At 75.5% G+C, this 18,239-nt stretch carries 15 protein-coding genes; 9 read left to right on the top strand and 6 right to left on the bottom strand.

Going from position 1 to position 18,239, the window contains the following annotated elements; all coding sequences use genetic code 11:
- Positions 1-162: 162 nt before the first annotated feature.
- Both ACF08D_RS29165 and ACF08D_RS29160 read left to right on the top strand, forming a co-directional pair.
- Positions 163-2,019: a glycoside hydrolase family 15 protein gene (locus ACF08D_RS29165; protein ID WP_392226838.1), complete on the top strand. Its 1,857-nt coding sequence runs from the start codon at positions 163-165 to the stop codon at positions 2,017-2,019.
- 90 nt (positions 2,020-2,109) lie between these two features.
- A complete protein-coding gene (locus tag ACF08D_RS29160) occupies positions 2,110-2,337 on the top strand; it encodes a hypothetical protein (protein ID WP_392226836.1) in 228 nt (75 codons plus the stop codon).
- Positions 2,338-2,394: 57 nt separating this feature from the next.
- On the opposite strand, the gene ACF08D_RS29155 is transcribed toward ACF08D_RS29160, so the two are convergent.
- A complete protein-coding gene (locus ACF08D_RS29155) occupies positions 2,395-2,835 on the bottom strand; it encodes a DUF6086 family protein (RefSeq protein ID WP_392226834.1) in 441 nt (146 codons plus the stop codon).
- Between the two features lie 59 nt (positions 2,836-2,894).
- Positions 2,895-3,191 carry a type II toxin-antitoxin system Phd/YefM family antitoxin gene (locus tag ACF08D_RS29150; RefSeq protein ID WP_392226832.1) on the bottom strand — a complete coding sequence of 99 codons (297 nt, stop codon included), beginning with the start codon at positions 3,189-3,191 and terminating at the stop codon, positions 2,895-2,897.
- Positions 3,192-3,300: 109 nt separating this feature from the next.
- Here ACF08D_RS29150 and ACF08D_RS29145 point away from each other — a divergent pair, with 109 nt between their 5' ends.
- The gene (locus ACF08D_RS29145) at positions 3,301-3,960 is read left to right on the top strand and encodes an ATP-dependent Clp protease proteolytic subunit (protein WP_392226830.1); all 660 of its coding nucleotides are present in this window, start codon (positions 3,301-3,303) and stop codon (positions 3,958-3,960) included.
- Positions 3,960-4,286, top strand: coding sequence for a hypothetical protein (locus tag ACF08D_RS29140; RefSeq protein ID WP_392227100.1), 327 nt, complete (start codon positions 3,960-3,962; stop codon positions 4,284-4,286). The genes ACF08D_RS29145 and ACF08D_RS29140 overlap by 1 nt, the downstream gene beginning before the upstream one ends.
- Positions 4,287-4,347: 61 nt before the next feature.
- Here ACF08D_RS29140 and ACF08D_RS29135 read toward each other — a convergent pair whose 3' ends face one another.
- The 4 genes from ACF08D_RS29135 to ACF08D_RS29120 form a co-directional block, all read right to left on the bottom strand.
- Positions 4,348-5,385 carry a lactonase family protein gene (locus tag ACF08D_RS29135; RefSeq protein ID WP_392226828.1) on the bottom strand — a complete coding sequence of 346 codons (1,038 nt, stop codon included), beginning with the start codon at positions 5,383-5,385 and terminating at the stop codon, positions 4,348-4,350.
- 61 nt (positions 5,386-5,446) lie between these two features.
- Positions 5,447-7,513, bottom strand: a complete 2,067-nt coding sequence (locus ACF08D_RS29130; protein WP_392226826.1) for a discoidin domain-containing protein — start codon at positions 7,511-7,513, stop codon at positions 5,447-5,449.
- A gap of 364 nt (positions 7,514-7,877) precedes the next feature.
- On the bottom strand, positions 7,878-9,128 hold the full coding sequence (locus tag ACF08D_RS29125; RefSeq protein ID WP_392226824.1) for a helix-turn-helix domain-containing protein: 1,251 nt from the start codon (positions 9,126-9,128) through the stop codon (positions 7,878-7,880).
- Between the two features lie 6 nt (positions 9,129-9,134).
- A complete protein-coding gene (locus tag ACF08D_RS29120) occupies positions 9,135-9,287 on the bottom strand; it encodes a hypothetical protein (protein WP_392226822.1) in 153 nt (50 codons plus the stop codon).
- Between the two features lie 177 nt (positions 9,288-9,464).
- Here ACF08D_RS29120 and ACF08D_RS29115 point away from each other — a divergent pair, with 177 nt between their 5' ends.
- The 5 genes from ACF08D_RS29115 (at position 9,465) to ACF08D_RS29095 (ending at position 18,237) form a co-directional block, all read left to right on the top strand.
- Positions 9,465-10,433: a DUF3068 domain-containing protein gene (locus ACF08D_RS29115; RefSeq protein ID WP_392226820.1), complete on the top strand. Its 969-nt coding sequence runs from the start codon at positions 9,465-9,467 to the stop codon at positions 10,431-10,433.
- A gap of 230 nt (positions 10,434-10,663) precedes the next feature.
- Positions 10,664-11,917, top strand: a complete 1,254-nt coding sequence (locus tag ACF08D_RS29110) for a glycosyltransferase family 4 protein (protein ID WP_392226818.1) — start codon at positions 10,664-10,666, stop codon at positions 11,915-11,917.
- Positions 11,918-11,921: 4 nt separating this feature from the next.
- The gene (locus ACF08D_RS29105; RefSeq protein WP_392226816.1) at positions 11,922-12,647 is read left to right on the top strand and encodes a class I SAM-dependent methyltransferase; all 726 of its coding nucleotides are present in this window, start codon (positions 11,922-11,924) and stop codon (positions 12,645-12,647) included.
- Entirely contained in the window at positions 12,644-16,906 is a 4,263-nt protein-coding gene (locus ACF08D_RS29100; RefSeq protein ID WP_392226814.1) for an alpha-(1->3)-arabinofuranosyltransferase family protein, read from the top strand. The genes ACF08D_RS29105 and ACF08D_RS29100 overlap by 4 nt, the downstream gene beginning before the upstream one ends.
- Complete coding sequence (locus ACF08D_RS29095) at positions 16,903-18,237, top strand: condensation protein (RefSeq protein WP_392226813.1); 1,335 nt, start codon at positions 16,903-16,905, stop codon at positions 18,235-18,237. The genes ACF08D_RS29100 and ACF08D_RS29095 overlap by 4 nt, the downstream gene beginning before the upstream one ends.
- The last annotated feature ends 2 nt before the right edge of the window (positions 18,238-18,239 follow it).

Below are 18,239 nucleotides of genomic sequence, written 5' to 3'. Positions count from 1 at the left end.
CCGGCGGGCGGCGCGCCTGATGACCGCCATTCAAGACGCCCCCGCGCCCCGGGGCACGCCCCGCGCCGCCCGACGGGTGACACCGGGCCGGACCGCCCCGCGTGCGCGGGCGCACCCGCCGACGTAGCGTGGGCTCCCGGGCGAGTTCGCGAAGGGGACGCCATGCGCCGCTACCCACCCGTCGCCGACCACGGCCTGATCGGCGACCTCCGGACGGCGGCCCTCGTCTCGTCGGACGGCGTGCTCGACTGGTTCTGCGCCCCCCGCTTCGACTCGCCCAGCCTCTTCGCGGCCCTCCTCGACCACGACAGGGGCGGCCACTTCGCCATCACCCCCGACGCGCCCGACGCGACGACCCGCCAGCTGTACCTCGCCGACACCGCCGTCCTCGTCACCCGCTTCCTGACCGAGGAGGGCGTCGGCGAGGTCGTCGACTTCATGCCGCTCGCCGGTGACGACACCCCCGAGGAGTGGCGCCGCGTCATCCGCGTCCTGCGTGTCACCCGCGGCACCGTCCGCTTCCGGCTGTCCTGCCGCCCCCGCTTCGACTACGGCCGGGCGCCCCACCGGCTCGACCTCGACCCCGCCACCGGCACGGCCCGCTTCACCGGACCGGACCTGACGGCCTTCCTCCACCTCGGCGGGGAGACCGGCGACGGCCCCCCGGGCCTGCTGCCCGACGGTCCCGCCGGCACCGACGTACGCGCCGGGCTGACCCTGCGCCAGGGGCAGCGCGCCGCCGCCGTGCTCACCGTCGTCCCCGGCGCCGACGCGCCCGCCGTCCCCCGCCCGGCCGCCGCCGACGTCCGGCGGGCCTTCGACGCCACCTACGGCCACTGGCACCGCTGGGTCCGCCGCAGCCGCTACCGGGGCCGCTGGCAGCAGCAGGTCAACCGCTCCGCCATCACCCTCAAACTGATGACGTACGCCCCCACCGGCGCGCCCGTCGCCGCCGTCACCACCGGCCTCCCCGAACGCCCCGGCGGCGAACGCAACTGGGACTACCGCTACACCTGGGTGCGCGACGCCTCCCTGTCCGTACGGGCCCTGCTGGACCTCGGGTACGAGGAGGAGGCGGACGCCTTCCGGCGCTGGCTCGGCGCCCGGGTCGCCACCGGCGCCACGGTCACCGGCGAGCCGCTGCAGATCATGTACCGGGTCGACGGCGACCCGCACCTCGCCGAGGAGGTCCTCGGCCACCTGGAGGGCTACCGGGGCTCCGCGCCCGTCCGGATCGGCAACGACGCGGCCGGCCAGCTCCAGCTCGACATCTACGGCGAGGTCGCCTACGCCCTCGCCCACTCCCACGACGCCGCCCAGCTCGCCGGCTACGACGGCTGGCGCAACCTCAGCGCCCTGCTCGACTGGCTGGCCCGCACCTGGGACCGGCCCGACGAGGGCATCTGGGAGACCCGCGGCGGCCGGCGCGACTTCACCTTCAGCCGCCTGATGTGCTGGACCGCCTTCGACCGCGGCATCCGGCTGGCCCGCGACCTCGCCCGCCCCGCCGACACCGCCGGCTGGACCGCTGCCCGCGACGCCGTCTTCGAGCAGGTCATGCGGCGCGGCTGGAGCGAGCGCCGCCAGGCGTTCGTCCAGCACTACGACGGCGACGTCCTCGACGCGTCCCTCCTGCTGATGCCGGTCGTCGGCTTCCTCTCCCCGAAGGACCGGCGCTGGCTCTCCACCCTGGACGCCATGGAGGCCGACCTCGTCTCCGACAGCCTGGTGCACCGCTACGACCCGCGCGCCTCGCCCGACGGACTCCGCGGCGACGAGGGCACCTTCTCCCTGTGCAGCTTCCTGTACGCCGGCGCCCTCGCCCGCGCCGGCCGGCTCGGGATGGCCCGCTACGCCTTCGACAAGATGCTGACCTACGCGAACCATGTCGGCCTGTTCGCCGAGGAGATCGGCCCCACCGGCGAGCAACTGGGCAACTTCCCGCAGGCGTTCACCCATGTCGCGCTCATCATGGCGGCGCTCGCCCTCGACGAGGAACTGGACCGCGCGGGCGACTGAGCCACCCGCCCCGCCCGGCGGCGCCCCGGCAACCACCCGGACGGGCGACCGGCGCCGTGACCGCCCGCGGCGCGGGGTCGTTGGCCGGTCATGTCACCCACCGCCGCCCAGCGCGCCCTCACGCTCCTCGCCCTCGCAGGCGCCGCCCTCACGCCCACCGGGGCCGCCCACGCCGCATCGCTCAACGAAGGCATCGTCGACAAGATCCACGTCGGCGTCGACGGCCGCCTCGGCCAGCACGTCCTGGACGAGACCCTCCACACGGTCGACACCGTGCAGTCCAAGGCCTCGATCCCCCCGGCCGCCCCGGCGCACTGACCCCGCCCCGAGCCCCCGCCGCCCGGCGGGGGCTCGGCGACGCTTCGGCCGGGCCAGTCAGTCCGGCATGCCCCGGCTCAGCTCCGCCGCCCTGGCGCGGAGCGTCGACCACCAGGCTCCGCCTTCCGCTGAAGCGGACATTCCGACGGTGGCCGAGACCTGCACGTCGCGGAGCGGGCCGTCCGGGGTGGCACCGAACTGAGCCCTGTCCACGGTGATTCCCGCACGCTCCGCCAGAACGAGCACGGTCGCTGTGAACCCTTCGGAGAGGGCCAGCAGGACGGCGTGGCTCGTTCTTCGGTGATGTGCCAGCAAGGCGTGCACGAAGGTCTCGAAGGCACGAGGATCGATCTGGCACTCGTCGTCCGTCATCGGCCCGAGGCCTGAGGGGAGTCCTAGCTCCGCCTCGAAGACCGCCACCTGCCGGATGAACATCCGGGAGGCCCCGTTGGACGGGTTCCACAGGGTCCGGTCGCCCACGGTGAAGTACTGGCTCATCGCGATGCCTCCCCGTAGTTCGAAGTGCGGCCGCGGCCGGCGCGACAACGGCCCGTGCGTCAGGGGCCGTAAGGGCCTTGCGGGGCGCCGTACTCGGCGGTGAGGCCCAGTTGGCCCGGTTCGCTGATGGAGGACGGGACGTCCGAGACGAACGACACGGTGCCGACGACCCGCTCCGACGAGCCCTCCGCCTCCTTCGCGGCGGACTCCAGTCGTTCCAACTCCGCAGCTGCCACGAGGGCGACGAGCGGCTTGCCGTGGCGGGTCAGGACCACCTGCTCCCCGCCGTACACCACGCGGTTGATCAGTTCCGCCAGCTCCGCGCGGGCTTGCGTCACCGGAATCTCATAAGCCATGCTGCTGATTCTACGTTCTGTACGTCCTGTACATTTTGATCATGTGCCCGAGCAGCGCTCGGATACGTCCAGCTCTGCGAAGCGACCTCTCTATCGATAGGACGACACGGTGACTTCCCGGAACTTCCCTGACTTTGATGGACGCACGGACCGGGCCGCGGGCGCGCGCTACGTGGTTCCGCATTTCACGGAGCGCACTGCGCAGGGTGTGCGCGAGTACGACCCGTACGCGAAGCTCTTCGAGGAGCGCATCATCTTCCTCGCCGTGGAGATCGACGACACCTCGGCCAACGACGTCATGGCCCAGCTGATGTGCCTCGAAGGCGCCGACCCGGACCGGGACATCTCGATCTACATCAACAGCCCCGGTGGTTCCTTCACCGCGCTGACGGCCATCTACGACACGATGCAGTTCGTGAAGCCGGACATCCAGACGGTCTGCATCGGTCAGGCGGCGTCCGCCGCGGCCGTGCTGCTCGCCGCCGGTACCCCCGGCAAGCGGATGGCCCTGCCCCACGCGCGCGTGCTGATCCACCAGCCGTCCGGCGGCACCGGCCGTGAGCAGCTCTCCGACCTGGAGATCGCGGCCAACGAGATCCTGCGCATGCGCAGCCAACTGGAGGAGATGCTGGCCAAGCACTCCACCCAGCCGATCGAGAAGATCCGCGACGACATCGAGCGCGACAAGATCCTCACCGCCCAACAGGCGCTGGAGTACGGAATCGTGGACCAGGTCGTGACGCCGCGCAACAGTCACCTGGCCTCGTGATGTCGCCGCAGGAGTCGGGGATCCCGGCCCTCACCGAGGCGGAGAGCCAGGTCGTCGACGCCTACCTCGCCGTCCTGAAACGCCTCCACAGCGTCAATCCGACGCGGACGACCGGAACGTACACGGCGCTCAGGGCCGCACAGGCGCTGGTGAGCGAGGCGCGGGCGCTGCGGGACGCGCTGACCACGATGTTCGACCGCCGGGAGAGCGAGATCCACGTGCGCACGATGGCGAGGGCCCTGCGGTCCCTCGACGGTGACCGCTTCCTCCCGCGCCTGGGCCCCTCCGGCGAGGGGACACCCTCCGGCGGTTCCGGCCCCGGATAACCACCGCACGCCCGGCCCCGGTTGCTACCGCGCGGTGCCACCGGCCCTCCGCGCGCCGCGCTCAGGTGAAGAGCACGCACGCAGCGGCCGGTACCCGTAGCGCCCCGGCCGGGGTGAGGCGGCCGCTCTCGTCGTCGGCGTCGAACCAGGTGATGTCGCCGGACCACTCGTTGGCGACGTACAGGCGGCCGCCGGGGCCCTGGGCCAGGTCGCGCGGCCAGACGCCGCCGCAGTCGACCCAGCTCGTCAGCAGCGGCTTCTCGGCGCCGCCGGCCAGCGCGTACGTGAGGATCCGGTTGCTGCCGCGCACCGCGGCGCGGACGAAGCGGCCGTCCGGCGAGACGCACACCACCGACGGGTACACCCGCTCGCCCTCCGGCGCGCCCTCGGGGCCGATCGCCACCTCCGCGAGGGGCTCCAGCCGCCCCGACACCGCGTCCCACCGGCACACCGTCATCTGCGGCTCCAGCTCGTGCAGGACGTAGACCACCTCACCGGCCGGGTGGAAGGCCAGGTGCCGGGGCCCCGATCCGGCGCGCAGCACCGTCTCGCCGTGCACCCGCAGGCCCTCGCCGGGGGCGCCGGGCGCGTACACCCGTACCGCGTCGGTGCCCAGGTCCGGGCCCAGCACCCAGGGGCCCGCCGGCGCCGGGAGCACCTGGTGGACGTGCGGTCCGCGCTGCCGGTCCGGGTCGGGGCCTGCGCCGTGGTGGGCCGTCACGGCGGGCGGGCCGGCCAGGCCCCCGTCGGGCTTCCGGGTGAAGCAACTGACGCTCCCGCCGCCGTAGTTGGCGGTCAGTACCCGGCCGCCGGCCAGGCACAGGTGCGCCGGCCCGGCGGCGCCCGCGTCCACCGCCGGGCCGATCGGGGTGAGCCCGCCGTCCGGCCCGGTGCGGAGCGCCACGACCGCGCCCGGGTTGCTGTCGCCCACCGCGTACAGCACCCCGGCCTCGCGGTCGAGGGCGAGGCACGCGGGGTTGACCACGGCCTGGACGCTCGTGCGCGGGGCCGGCGCCCCGGTCGCCGGGTCCACGGCCGCGACGGTGATGCCGCGGCCGCCCCCGGAGGTGAACGAGCCGATGTACGCCCACTGCGTCACGCGGATGCCCTTCCTGCCGTCGTCCGGACTGGCTGGGCACTGTACGCACGGGCGGTCGCCGTCACCGCTCGTACACGCCGACCTCGTACAGCGAGTAGCCCCATCCGGTCCCGCGTTCGAGGCCCGTCACCCGCACATGGCGGGCCGGTACGGCGGGGAACACCACCGTGTCCAGGCCGCCGTCGCCGCCGGTGGCGGACGCGACGGTCCGCCAGTCCCGCCCGTCGGCGGACACCTCGACGCGGTACGCCCGGGCGTGCGCGCGCTCCCAGTCGAGGGTGACCCGGCCGACGGTGCGGGTGGCGCCCAGGTCGACGCTCAGCCACTGCGGGTCGCGCCAGTGGCTGGCCCAGCGGGTGGACCGGTCGCCGTCCACCGCCCGGCCGGGCGCGTAACTGGTGAAGGGGTGCCACTCCGACGTACTGGCGGAGGCGGCTGCCCCGGCGGCGAGGTTGGCGCCGGGCCGGTGCCTCTCCGAGGCGCCCCAGGTGGTGAGGTAGGACTCCGCGCCGAGGAACAGGTCGTCGATGACGTCCTGCCCGCCGGTGACGCGGATGTCCTCCAGCCAGTCCGGCACCAGGCCGTAGTGGGCGGCGCCGTCGGTGTTGACGTCCCACGTCCGGCGGCCGGTCGTCTGCCGCTCGACCACCGAGCCGCCGTCGGCCGTCCGGAACGGGTAGCGCACCGGGTCGGCCGCGTCCGCGCCGCGCGGGCCGGGCCAGCCGCCGACCCCGTTCATGTCGGTGCCGTAGCCGTACCCCACGCCGTACTTCTCGCGCAGCGCCCCGGTGCGGCGCGCCTCGGCGGTGAACTGCTCCGAGCCGTGCATGTACTGGGCGATGAAACCGCCGAGCCGGTAGACCCGCTCGGTCCAGTCCATGTCCATCCAGCTGTGCGAGGAGAGCACTCCGGGGTACGACTCGGACTCCAGGACGTCCAGCACCCGGCCGGTGGCCTTGACGCTCATGTGGTCGATCTCGACCATCATCCCGCGCCGCATCATCCCGCGCAGCGCGTACTCGCCGAGCGAGCTGAGCCCCCGGGTGTTGCACCGGGCGTCGGCGGCGTAGGAGGGGACGGAGACGCCGGGCGGGAGCTTCTTCTCCGCGCCGGCGGCCGGGGCGAGGCCGATGGGATTGTCGGACTGGGGCCCGGCGCACTTCTCCGTCTTCCAGAAGGTGCCGGTGGACAGGAACTGGCCCACGTTGATCGCCGTGCCGAGGCTGCCCGAGTCGAACCGGACGCCGCACAGGGCGTTGTCGAACTTGTGGCACAGGAACATGCTGCGCACGCCCAGCGCGTGGAGTTCGTCCAGGCCCCGGTCGATGTCCTCCCTGTCGCACTGCGGCACGTCGAGGATCTGCTTGCAGCCGAACGGCTCCGAGGTCTCCACCCCGAGGACGACGGCCATCTTGCCCTGCTCGATCACCTGCCGGGCCTGTGCGGAGCCGGTGACGATCCGGAACCAGCCCTTGCCCGGGCCGCCGTGCATCCGGTCCACGTACTCCTGCATCTCGTACGTCTTGCGGGCCTGGAGGCGGATGGAGGTCATCTCGTCGCAGCCGCGGTCCTTGAAGAAGTACACCGAGCAGATGACGCCGTTGGTCACCAGGTCGTTGACGAGCACCCGCTGGCCGCCGCGCCAGGCGCGTTCCACCCATGCGTAGTAGTTCTGCTGGTGGGTCAGCGAGTCGTGGGCGGGCCAGTCCGCGAAGGTCGGCCAGCCGTCGGGATCGTGCTTGCCGTCACCGCCCTTGGTGATGAAGTCGAACACCGCGAGCGAGCCGTCGGGGTAGTGCTCCGGGCAGTCCTTGAGCGCGTCGGCGATGCCGTGTTCGGAGAACGCCTTGCCGCAGATCAGCCGCCCGCCGAACGCCTCGTTGGACATGATGTGGTCGTGCGCGTCGACGAAGCCCCGCACCCGGCCCTGGGCGTCGGTGCCCTTGAAGGGCTCCCCGGTGACGCCGATCTCGGAGTCGGGGGCGGGGCGTGCCACCGGGTCCCACCAGCCGGACCCGGCGCGGGCGTCCGTGGCCGCCGGGGCGGGGCCCGGTGCCAGCAGGGTGAGGAGCAGGGAGAGCACGGCCAGCACCGTGAGCCTGCCGTGCGAGCGTCGTGACAAGGTCATCACCCGTGTTCCAGCCGGAGCGGCCACCGTGGGGGAGTGGGCCGGAGGGAGCGGCCGGTCCGGGCGCGCGGCCGGGCCGGGGACGGGAACCCTCCCACGATGATTGTCATGTACGGATAAATCGTGTCCCGAGAATCCCGGCAGGCCACCGCGGCCGTCAAGAGGCCCGCACCATGTCGGAACGTTTCTCCGGCGTCCCGGCACCGGCGGCGGGCGCCGGGCGGCCCCCGCCGGCGCGCCGGGCGGCCCCCCGGCGCCCGGCCCGCCCCTCCCGGCCAGTGCCGAGGGCGCCCTCCCGGTCAGTGCCGAGGGCGCCCGCCCCGCCCGGCCGTTCACGCGCCCGGCCGGTCACCCGCCCCGCCGTTCACCCGACCGGGGGCGACAGCCGGCCCTGGAGGCGCTGCGAGCGCAGCACCAGCTCCAGTTCGAACCGGCGGTCCGGGTCCTCGACCACGTCCCCCCACAACTCCCTGATCTGCCGCATCCGGTACCGCACCGTCTGCGGATGCACCCCCAGCCGTGAGGCGGTCTCCGGGGCGCCGCCCCGGGTCTCCAGCCACGCCAGCAGGGTCTCCGCCAGCCGCCGGCGCTGGGTGGGGCCCCGGTCCGCCAGCGGAGCCAGGCACCGGTCGGCCAGCGCCTCCAGCAGCTCGCCCGGCGGCAGCAGTACCAGCGCGTCGATGTGCTCCGTGCAGTGCAGCAGCCCGCCCGACGGCAGCAGCCCCCGCTCGATCAGCCCCATCGCCTCCGACGCCCAGCGCAAAGACACCGCCGCGTCCGCCGGCGCCACCGCCGGGCCGACCGCGCCCGTCCAGCCCCGCAGCGCCCGCTGCACCTGCTCCCGCCGGCCCGGCACCGCCGGGTCCGGCACCAGCAGCAGCGGCTGTTCCCGCTCCATGTCCAGCAGGACCTCCGGCCCCACGGCCGGCGCCACGGCCTCCCGCGCCGGGCGGGACAACACCCCCACGGCGACCCGCTGCGGCAGCGCCCACCCCAGCCGGGCGGCGTGACCGGCCCACCCCTCCAGCGGCCCGGAGCGCTCCGCGCCCTGCTCGCCCAGCAGGGCGCGGGTCAACTTCCGCTGCAGCCGCAGCCGTTCACCCGCCTGCCGGGCGGCGGCCTCGGCGTAGCCGCGTACCGTCTGGTCCACCAGGCCGTCGAGGAAGGCGAACCCGGCCTCCGCCAGGTCGTACATCGCGGGCGGCGGGATACGTGCCTCGTGGCCGATCTCCGCGAGCCGCCGCCACGCCAGCCGCACCCCCAGCCGGTACACGGCCTGGAGGGAGTCCAGGGTGCGGCCCCGCTGCCCCTCGCCGCGGCCGAAGTCCTGGAACACCTCCAGATGGAGCTGCGGGCTGCCCGAGCCCCGGACGAGATGCTGGACGAAGCCCTCCAGCGCCCGCCGGATGCCCACCAGCGCGACCAGCTCGCCGGACTCGTCCACCAGCAGCGGCATGCGCGGATGCTCGCGGCAGATGGTGTCGAGGATCTCCCGGGCCAGCGCCGGCACCTCCCGCAGGGCGCGGTCGGCGAAGTCGCGCACCTGCCGCCCGGGCAGGTCCGCCCAGGCCGGACGCTCGGCGGCGGCGGGCGCCCGTACATCCACTCCGGTCATGTCGGATCACCCCCGGGGCAGAGCCGTCTGATGGCTGATCAAAGGCACGTTGGGCTGCTCCGGGGCGGCGTCGAGCAGGGCCACGAGGGCGAGCGCCGTTCCCACGGCGAGCGCCGCGGCGGCCACCGCGGTCAGTGCGGCGGCGAGCAGTCTGGGCATGGCGGGCCGGCCTTTCGGTCGCTGGGACCCACCACGAGTCCGTTCACCCCGGACGGCGACGCGACCCATCGCACCAGTGCATTGACAGCCCGTCAAGAGGACCCCTACGGTTCCCGGCCCGTACGCAGCGCACGTCTACGCCGCGCCATCCCGCCCCGGCCCCACGGAGTGTCCGCCATGCGTCGCACCGCTTCCCCCCTCTCGCTCCTGCTCCTCGGGGCCGGGGTGTTCCTGCTGGTCCTGGCCCCGCTGCTGGTCCAGTACGTCCAGCCACGCGCCAAAGTGACCCCCGTCGACGTCGACACCGTCACCGTCTTCACCGGTACCGGCAGCTACTTCGACACCGGCCGGATCGCGACGGTCACCGGCCGGCCGCTGACCATCACCCGCCAGGTGCGCGGCGACGTCGCGGACAGCGTCCGCAGCGGACACGCCGTCTGGGACGTCTCCACCTCCGTGGACACCGACCGCACCCTGCCCGCCTCCGCCACCCACGACTCGCTCCAGTGGACCCTGGAGCGGTGGGTGACCGACCGGCGCACCAACGAACCGGTGCACTGCTGCGAGGAGTCGCCCACCTTCGACGGGGAGGCGTACCTCAAGTTCCCCTTCGATGTGGAGAAGCGGTCCTACCGCTGGTGGGACGGCACCCTCGGTTCCACCGTCACCCTCCGCTTCGCCGGCACCCAGAAGGTCCAGGGGTACGAGGGCTATCGGTTCACCGGCCGGGTCGAGCCGGTGCGCACCGGCACCCGCCTGGTTCCCGGCCGGCTCGTCGGGCAGCCGGCCCGGCCCCAGGTGCTCGCCGAGGAGTGGTACGCCAACCACGGCATCGAGCTGGTCGTCGACCGGCGCACCGGCCGCATCGTCAACGCCGCGATCGGGCCCCGCAAGGTGCTCAGGGCACCCGGCTCCCGCAAGGACGCGGTGGTGCTGCTGGACAGCCGGCGCATGGAGTTCACCCCCGGTACGCAGCGGGCGCAGGTGGCGCTGGCCGCGGCCGACAACCGCAAGCTGCGGCTGCTGGGCGAGACCGTGCCCCTGGCAGCCGCCGTCCTCGGCGGACTCGCCGCCGCGGCCGGACTGGTCCTGCTCGTCCGGGGACGGCCCCGGAGGCCCGACTCCGCCGCCGCGCCCACGATGTGACGTCGCGTCACCCGCCGTCCCGGCCCGAATTTGTCACCCGGGTGAGTAGCTCAACCGGCGCCAGTGACGAAAACTGACCAGCCCACCACACCACCACGCCCGTACGCCCCGACGACGGCACCACCCCGGGCGGCCCTCCGGCGGCCCGGCCCCCCACCCGCTCCCGGCGACCGCTCTCGCCCGGCACCGCGCACCACCACCGGTCCCCGTCCCGACGAGTTGGAGCTCGCATGCCCCAGCACGTACCCCCCACACCGGTCACGGCCGCCCCGCGCGCCACCCGCTCCCGCCCGGGCGGACACCTCCCGCCACGCCGGATCGTCTTCCTCTCCCGCCGCGACCTGGGCAACCCCGCGGCGGGCGGCTCCGAACTCCTCGTCGACCGGCTCGCCGAGGGCCTCACCGGCCAGGGGCACCAGGTCACCCTGCTCTGCGGCGGCCCGGCCGTGCACCGCGACTACCGGGTCGTCTCGGCCGGCGGCGACCTCGGCCACTTCCTGCGGGCGCCCGCCGCCTTCAGCCGCCAGGTCGGCGACTGCGACCTGCTGGTCGAGGTCTGCAACGGCCTGCCCTACCTGACCCCGCTGTGGCACCGCGGCCCCACCCTGTGCCTGGTCAACCACGTCCACACCGAGCTGTGGAGCATGCGGTACCCCCGCCCCGCCGCCGGCATCGGGCGGCGCCTGGAACGCTGGGCCCTCTCCGGCGCCCAGCGCGGCAACCTCCTCGTCGCCGTCTCCGACTCCACCGCGTCCGCCCTCGCGGGCCTGGGCGTCGACCCCGCCCGGATACGGGTGGTGCACAACGGGGTCGAGGAGCCCGGGCCCCGCGCGCCGAGGTCGCCGCGGCCCCTGTTCCTGGCGGTCGGCAGGCTGGTCGAGTACAAGCGCATCGACCTGCTGCTGCGGCTGTGGGAACGCGTCCGGCCGGTCACCGGCGGCACCCTGGTGATCGTCGGCGACGGCCCCGAACGCCGCCGGCTCGAAGCACTCGCCGGGCCGGGCGTCCACTTCACCGGCCGGGTCCCGGACGACGAGAAGCACCGGCTGCTGTGCGCCTCCTGGCTGCTGCTGCACCCCTCCGCCGTGGAGGGCTGGGGCCTCGTCGTCACCGAGGCGGCCACCCGCGCCACCCCCTCCCTCGGCTTCGACGTCCCCGGGCTGCGCGACTCCGTGGAGCACGGGACGACCGGGGCCCTGGTCCGGGGCGAGAGCGCCTTCGCGGCGGCCTGGTGCGCCCTCGCCCTGGACCACGAACGGCGCGAGGTGATGGGCCGGGCCGCCGCCCTGCGGGCCGAGCGCTACCGCTGGGCCACCACCGTGCGGCGCTTCCGCGAGGTCGCCGCCGAGGCCACCGCCCGCCACACCGCGGCGGCCCGCCACGCCCCCGGCGGGCCCGCCCCGGCCGCCGCCCGGCTCGTGGGGCGCACCACGCCCGGCGGGAGGGCGCGCACCACGGCGCCGGCCCCGCCGCACCGGGGCTGAGCCCATGAAGGACCCCTCCCTGCGGCGGTCGGTCACCCTCTTCCGCGGCTTCCTGCGCGAGCCGTCCGACCCCCGCTCCTTCTACGAACTCCTCGCCCGGGACGCCGCCAACCAGGTCGAACGGTACGCACCCCTCGCCGGCCGGGTCGTCGTGGACGTCGGCGGCGGGGGCGGCCACTTCACCGCCGAGTTCCGGCGGCGCGGCGCGCGGGCCTTCCTCTTCGAACCCGACCCGGCCGAACTCGCCGCCTCACCCCGGCCGCCCGAGGGCGCCGTCGTCGCCGACGGCTACCTGCTGCCCCTCGCCGACGGCACCGCCGACGTCTGCTTCTGCTCCAACGTCCTGGAACACGTCGACGACCCGGTCACCTTCCTCAGCGAACTGGTCCGCGTCACCCGGCCCGGCGGACTGGTGTACGTCGCCTTCACCAACTGGTACTCGCCCTGGGGCGGCCACGAGTGGGCGCCCTGGCACTACCTCGGCGCCGAACGCGCCCGCCGCCGCTACGAACGCCGCACCGGCCGCCCGGCCAAGCACGTCCTCGGCGAGAACCTCTTCCCCGTCCACGTCGGCACCACCCTGCGCCAGGTGCGCGCCCGGGACGACGTGACGGTCCTCTCCGCCCGCGCCCGCTACTGGCCCTTCGCGCCGGGCCTGGTCACCCGGGTGCCGCTGCTGCGCGAGTTCGCCACCTGGAACCTCCTCCTCATCCTCCGGCGGTGCCCATGACCACCACGATGCCCGCGCCTCCCCGCACCCCGGCGCCCGGAGCGCCGCCCGCCCCCGGCCAGGACGGCGGGCCCCGCTCCCGCCGCTGGCTGTGGGGCTTCTGGGCCCTGGCCCTCGCCGCCTTCCTGGCCGTCGCCCCCGGCCGGACCACCTTCGACACCAAACTCGGCGTCGTCCTCGACCCCTGGCGGTTCCTCGGCGACCTCGGCGACCTGTGGCACAGCCGCGCCGGCTTCGGCGGCATCTTCGACCAGTACGTCGGCTACGCCTTCCCGATGCTGCCGTTCCACGCCCTCGCCGACCTCGCGCGGCTGCCGGACTGGCTCGCCGAACGGCTGTGGCTGTCCCTCGTCGTCACCACCGCCTTCTGGGGCGCGCTGCGCCTCGCCGAACGCCTCGGCGCCGGCGACCCCCGCGGCCGGCTCCTCGCCGCCGCCGGATACGCCCTGTGGCCGGTGTTCACCGTCGTCGTCGGCTCCACCTCCGCCGCCGCGCTGCCGGGCGCCCTGCTGCCCTGGGTGCTCCTGCCGCTCACCGACCCCCGCCTCCCCGCCCGGACCGCGGCCCTGCGCTCCGCGCTGCTGATCCCCCTCATGGGCGGCGTCAACGCGGCCTCCACCCTCGCCGCCCTGCTGCCCGTGGGCCTCTACCTGCTCAGCCGGCCGGCGGGACCGCGCCGCCGGACCCTGCTGGCCTGGTGGATCCCCGGCGTGCTGCTCGCCACCGCCTGGTGGGTCGTCCCGCTGCTCCTGCTGGGCCTGTACGGCGAGAACTTCCTGCCGTACGTGGAGCAGTCCGCGACCACCACCGCCACCATGTCCGCCACCGAGACCCTGCGCGGCGCAGGCAACTGGGTGGCCTACCTCAACTTCGGCGAACCGTGGCTGCCCGCCGGCTGGACCGTGGCGACCGCCGCCCTCACCGTGCTCGGCTCCGCCACCGCCGCCGCCCTGGGCCTGGCCGGCATCGCCCGCCGCGACGCGCCCGAACGCCGCTGGCTGCTGCTCGTCCTGCTGACCGTCGCCCTGGTGACCCTCGCCGGTTATGCCGGGCCACTCGGCGGCCCCCTCCACGAGCCCGTACGGGACCTGCTGGACGGCCCCCTCGTACCGTTCCGCAACATCTACAAGTTCCAGCCCGGACTGGCCCTCGCCCTGATGCTCGGGCTCGCCCACCTGGTCGCCGTCCTCACCGCGCGGCGCGGACCACGGGCCGCCCGCCCCCGCCCGTACGTCCCGCTCGCCGCCGCCGTCCTCGTCCTGCCGGGCCTGCTCCTGCCGTACGCCAACGGCAGCATCCTCCAGCCGGGCGCCTTCCGTCAGCTGCCCACCCACTGGGAGCGCGCCGCCGACTGGCTGGCCGCCAACGCCCCCGGCTCCCGCGCCCTGGTCGTCCCCGCCACCGCCCACGGCATCCACACCTGGGGCACCACCATCGACCAGCCGCTGGACGTCCTGGCCCGCTCCCCGTGGGCCCAGCGCGACTACGTCCCCTTCGGCACGCCCGGCAACCGGCGCGCCCTCGACGCGGTCGAGCAGGCGCTGCTGTCCGGCGGCGAAGTGCCCGGCCTGAGCGCCTTCCTGCACCGGGCGGGACTGCACCACGTCGTCGTACGCAACGACCTCGACCCCGACCAGATCGGCTACGTACCGCCGCACACCGTCAAACGCGCCCTGGAGGCGTCCGGCTACCGCCGTGTCACCGGCTTCGGGCCGCTCCTCACCGGCGGGCGCATCGCCGACGACACCCCCGTCCAGGTCGAGGGCCTCTACCCGCGCCAGCGGGCCGTCGAGATCTACGCGCCGCCCGCCGGCACCGAGCGCCCCGGACGGGCCGCCGTCCGGCCCGTCGCCGACACCGCCGTCGTCAGCGGCGGCCCGGAGGCCCTGCTGCGGCTGGCCGCCGACCCGGCGACCCGCGACCGGCCCGCCGTCCTCGCCGGCGACGCCACCCCCGGGCTCACCGCCCCGCGGGTCCGGGCCGTCGCCGACGGACTGCGGCGCACCGACACCCGGTTCGGGCTGGTCAACACCAACACCTCGTACACCTACACCGCCACCGAGAACAACCCGCCGGAAAGCGTCCAGGACCCCGGCCGGCCACCGCGCCAGATCCTGCCCTCCGCCGACCCCGCCCACCAGACCGTCGCCGTCCTGCGCGGCGCGGCGTCCGTCACCGCCTCCAGCAGCGGCAACTGGCTCTTCCACCTCCCGCAGTACGACCCGGTCAACGCCTTCGACCGCGACCCGGACACCGCGTGGACCGAGGGGAGCGCCGACTCACCGGCCGGGCAGTGGATCCGGGTCGACTTCACCCGCCCGCTCACCCTGCCCGCCTCCATCCGGCTGACGCCCCTCGCGCCCGGCGGGCTGCGCGCGGCGGCCACCTCGGTGCGCGTGGACACCGAACGCGGCAGCGAGGTCAGCCCGTTGCGGCCGGACGGCTCCCTCCAGACCGTCCGCGTCCCGGCCGGGCCGAGCCGCCACCTCACGCTCACCATTGAGGGCGCCCAGCAGGGCCGCCCGGGGCTCGTCGGCGCCGGCTTCTCCTCCGTCGACATCCCCGGCGTCACCGTCACCCGCCTGCTCGCCCTCCCCGAGGACGGCGGCGGCGAGGAGAGCCCCGCCCAGGAGATCGTCTCCCTGCACCGGGGCAGCGACCCCGGCGGCCTCTCGCCCGCCGCCGCCGAAGTCGGCCTGCACCGCCAGTTCGTCACCCGCACCGCCGGCACCCACACCCTCCGGGCGACCGCCCTGCCCGTCCCCGGCGAGGCACTCGACCGGCTCCTGTACCGGCTGGCGCCCGAGCGGCGCGGCAAGCTCACCGCCACCGCCGACTCCACCGCCCGGCTCGGCCCCTCGCTCACCCCCCGGAACCTCGTCGACGGCGACCTCACCACCGCCTGGATCGCCGGCGACCGCGCCGTGATCCACCTGCGGTGGCCCGGCAAACGGCCGGTCGGCGAGATCGTGTTCGCCCCGGCCGGCGGCCTGTCCACCCGCGCCCGGCAGGTCGACATCAGCTCCCCGGACGGCGCCGCCACCGCCTCGGTCGACGACAACGGCCTCGCCCGCTTCGAGCCCATCACCACCGACCGGCTCGACATCACCGTCTCCCGGACCGCGCCCCTCACCCTGCACAACCCCGTCGCCGACGACCGCCTCCAACTCCCGGTCGGACTCAGCGAGGTGTACGTGCCCGCGCTCGACGACCTCCGGGTGCCCCAGCCCGACCCGGCCACCACCTTCAGCCTGCCCTGCGGACAGGGCCCCGTCCTCGCCATCGACGGCACCCTGCACGCCACCACCGCCCGCGGCACCGTCCGCGACCTGACCGAGCGGCGTCCCGTCGACGTCCGCCTCTGCGCGGGCGCCGAACGCGACGGCACCACCCGCCTCACCGCCGGCACCCACCGGATCGAGGCCGGCGACACCGGGCCCCTCGCCCTCACCGACCTCACCCTCACCCGGGGCGCCGCGCCCCGCCCGGCCACCACCGCCGAGCGCCGGACCCTCACCACCGGCGAATGGGACGGCGACCGCCGCACCGCGCGGGTGGGCGCCGGGCCCGCCGCGTACCTCCAGACGTACGAGAACCACAACGACGGCTGGCGGGCCACCCTCGACGGCCGCGACCTCACCCCCGTCCGCATCGACGGCTGGCAGCAGGGCTTCCTCGTCCCCGAGGGGCAGGGCGGCACCGTCCGCCTGGAGTTCGCCCCGGGGCGCTGGTACACCGCCGGGCTGGCCGGCGGGGCCGCCGCCGTGCTGCTGCTGGCGGGCCTCACCCTGGTGCTCGGCCGCCGGGACCGCCGCAGGGCCGGTACGGGCGCGGACGCCCTGCCCCCGCCGCCGGCCCCCGGGCCCGTCCTCGGCCTCGCCGCCCTGACCGTGGTGGTCGCCCTGGTGGCGGGCTGGACGGCCCTCGTCGTCCCGGCCCTCGCCGTGGCCGCCCACCTGCGCCGCTGGGCCCCGGTGGCGGTCGCCGCCGGAGCCATGGCCGCTGCCGGGGTGGTGGCGGCCTGGGGCGCGGGCGCCCTCCCGGCCTCCGAGCAGGGGGCGTTCGGGCCGGCCGCGCAGTTCCTCGCCGTGACCGCCCTGGCCGCGGCCGTGGTGACCACCGGGGACGGCGCCCCGACCGGGCGGCGCGCCCGCGGGCCCGGCCTCCTGACGCGGTGGCGCGCCCGCGGGGCCGGCGCGAGCCCCGGACGGAAGCCCGCCGGACCGCCACCGACGCCCACCGGGGGGACGGGCCGATGACGGCACTCCACCGCCCCTCCGGCGCACCACCCGCCACCCGGGTGCCGTTCTCCACCGTCGACGAGGTGACCCGCCACTGCCTCACCCCCCGCGAGCCGGAGACCGTCCACATCGAGGTGCACCTCCCCGGCCGCCCCGACCCCGCCCGGCTGCGCACCGCCTTCACCGAGGCGCTGCGGCGCCACCCGCGCATCCTGATGCGCGAGGCGCCCGGCCCCTGGTACCGCAGGCGGTACGAATGGGAACTCACCGACGGCCCCGACCCCGGCACCGAACCGGTCACCGTGCCACCCGCCGACCCCGGCGACCCCGCCGACCCCGGCCCCGGAGCCCTGGAGCGCGCCCGGCGGCGGGCCCTCACCGAGGCGCCTCCGCTCACCGCGTCGCCCCCGGTACGGCTGGAGATCGTCGACCGGGTCCTGGTCCTCACCGTCAACCACACCGCACTGGACGGCCCGGCCTGCCTCCGGGTCCTCGCCACCGCCGCCGAACTGTACGGCGGGCGCCGCAACACGCCCCAGGCGCCCCCGGCCCGCCCGCCCGCCGGCCCGGCACCCCGCGGGCTGTTCCCCGACACCGGCGGCCCCCGCCTCGCCACCGGGCTCGCTCCGGTCGCCCGCGTCGCCCGGGGCACCCCCGGCGCCGGGCCCGCCAACGGCCTGCTGACGGCCGCCCTCGACGTCCCCGGACGCCCGCGGGGCGCTCCGTACACCGTCAACGACCAGCTCATGGTCGCCACCGCGCGGACCATCGCCCGCTGGAACCACGACCGGGGCGGCCCCGCCCGGCCGCTGCGCATCACCATGCCCGTGGACGACCGCAGGCGCGGGATGGACATGCCCATCGGCAACGGCACCCGCCTGGTCGAGGTGCCCTTCACGCCCGCCGAACTGTGCCTGCCCACCCCGGAGCTGCTCCGCCTGACCGCCGCCCGCACCCGCGCCCTCAAAGCACTGCGCCGCCCCCAGCTCGGCCGGGGCGCCGCCCTGCTGACCGCACCCGTCCTGCCGGTGGGCCTGCGCGCCCCGCTCGCCCGCGCCGCCCGCCGCGCCCTCGCCCCCTGGACCTCCACCACCCTGCTCAGCAACATCGGCCGCGTCCCCTACCCCCTGGACTTCGGCGAGGGCGCCGGCGCGGCCACCGCCGTCTGGTTCTCCGCCCCGGCCCGCATGCCGCGCGGACTGACCGTCACCACGGCCGGCACCGGCGGCCGGCTGCACCTCGCCCTGCGCTGGTCCGCCGAACTCCTCGGCCCCGACGACGGCGCACACCTCCGGGAGATGTTCACCCGGTACCTCGACGCCACCGGCCCGGCCGGCCCCCGCCCCTGAAC

The organism is Streptomyces sp. NPDC015131 (assembly GCF_043079975.1).
GTDB lineage: Bacteria > Actinomycetota > Actinomycetes > Streptomycetales > Streptomycetaceae > Streptomyces.
This window is presented reverse-complemented; position numbering and strand designations above follow the sequence as displayed.

Coding starts and splice junctions, on each gene's coding strand:
- ACF08D_RS29165 (WP_392226838.1), top strand. CDS start 163: ATGCGCCGCTACCCACCCGTCGCCGACCACGGCCTGATCGGCGACCTC.
- ACF08D_RS29160 (WP_392226836.1), top strand. CDS start 2,110: ATGTCACCCACCGCCGCCCAGCGCGCCCTCACGCTCCTCGCCCTCGCA.
- ACF08D_RS29155 (WP_392226834.1), bottom strand. CDS start 2,835: ATGAGCCAGTACTTCACCGTGGGCGACCGGACCCTGTGGAACCCGTCC.
- ACF08D_RS29150 (WP_392226832.1), bottom strand. CDS start 3,191: ATGGCTTATGAGATTCCGGTGACGCAAGCCCGCGCGGAGCTGGCGGAA.
- ACF08D_RS29140 (WP_392227100.1), top strand. CDS start 3,960: ATGTCGCCGCAGGAGTCGGGGATCCCGGCCCTCACCGAGGCGGAGAGC.
- ACF08D_RS29130 (WP_392226826.1), bottom strand. CDS start 7,513: ATGACCTTGTCACGACGCTCGCACGGCAGGCTCACGGTGCTGGCCGTG.
- ACF08D_RS29125 (WP_392226824.1), bottom strand. CDS start 9,128: ATGACCGGAGTGGATGTACGGGCGCCCGCCGCCGCCGAGCGTCCGGCC.
- ACF08D_RS29120 (WP_392226822.1), bottom strand. CDS start 9,287: ATGCCCAGACTGCTCGCCGCCGCACTGACCGCGGTGGCCGCCGCGGCG.
- ACF08D_RS29115 (WP_392226820.1), top strand. CDS start 9,465: ATGCGTCGCACCGCTTCCCCCCTCTCGCTCCTGCTCCTCGGGGCCGGG.
- ACF08D_RS29110 (WP_392226818.1), top strand. CDS start 10,664: ATGCCCCAGCACGTACCCCCCACACCGGTCACGGCCGCCCCGCGCGCC.
- ACF08D_RS29105 (WP_392226816.1), top strand. CDS start 11,922: ATGAAGGACCCCTCCCTGCGGCGGTCGGTCACCCTCTTCCGCGGCTTC.
- ACF08D_RS29100 (WP_392226814.1), top strand. CDS start 12,644: ATGACCACCACGATGCCCGCGCCTCCCCGCACCCCGGCGCCCGGAGCG.
- ACF08D_RS29095 (WP_392226813.1), top strand. CDS start 16,903: ATGACGGCACTCCACCGCCCCTCCGGCGCACCACCCGCCACCCGGGTG.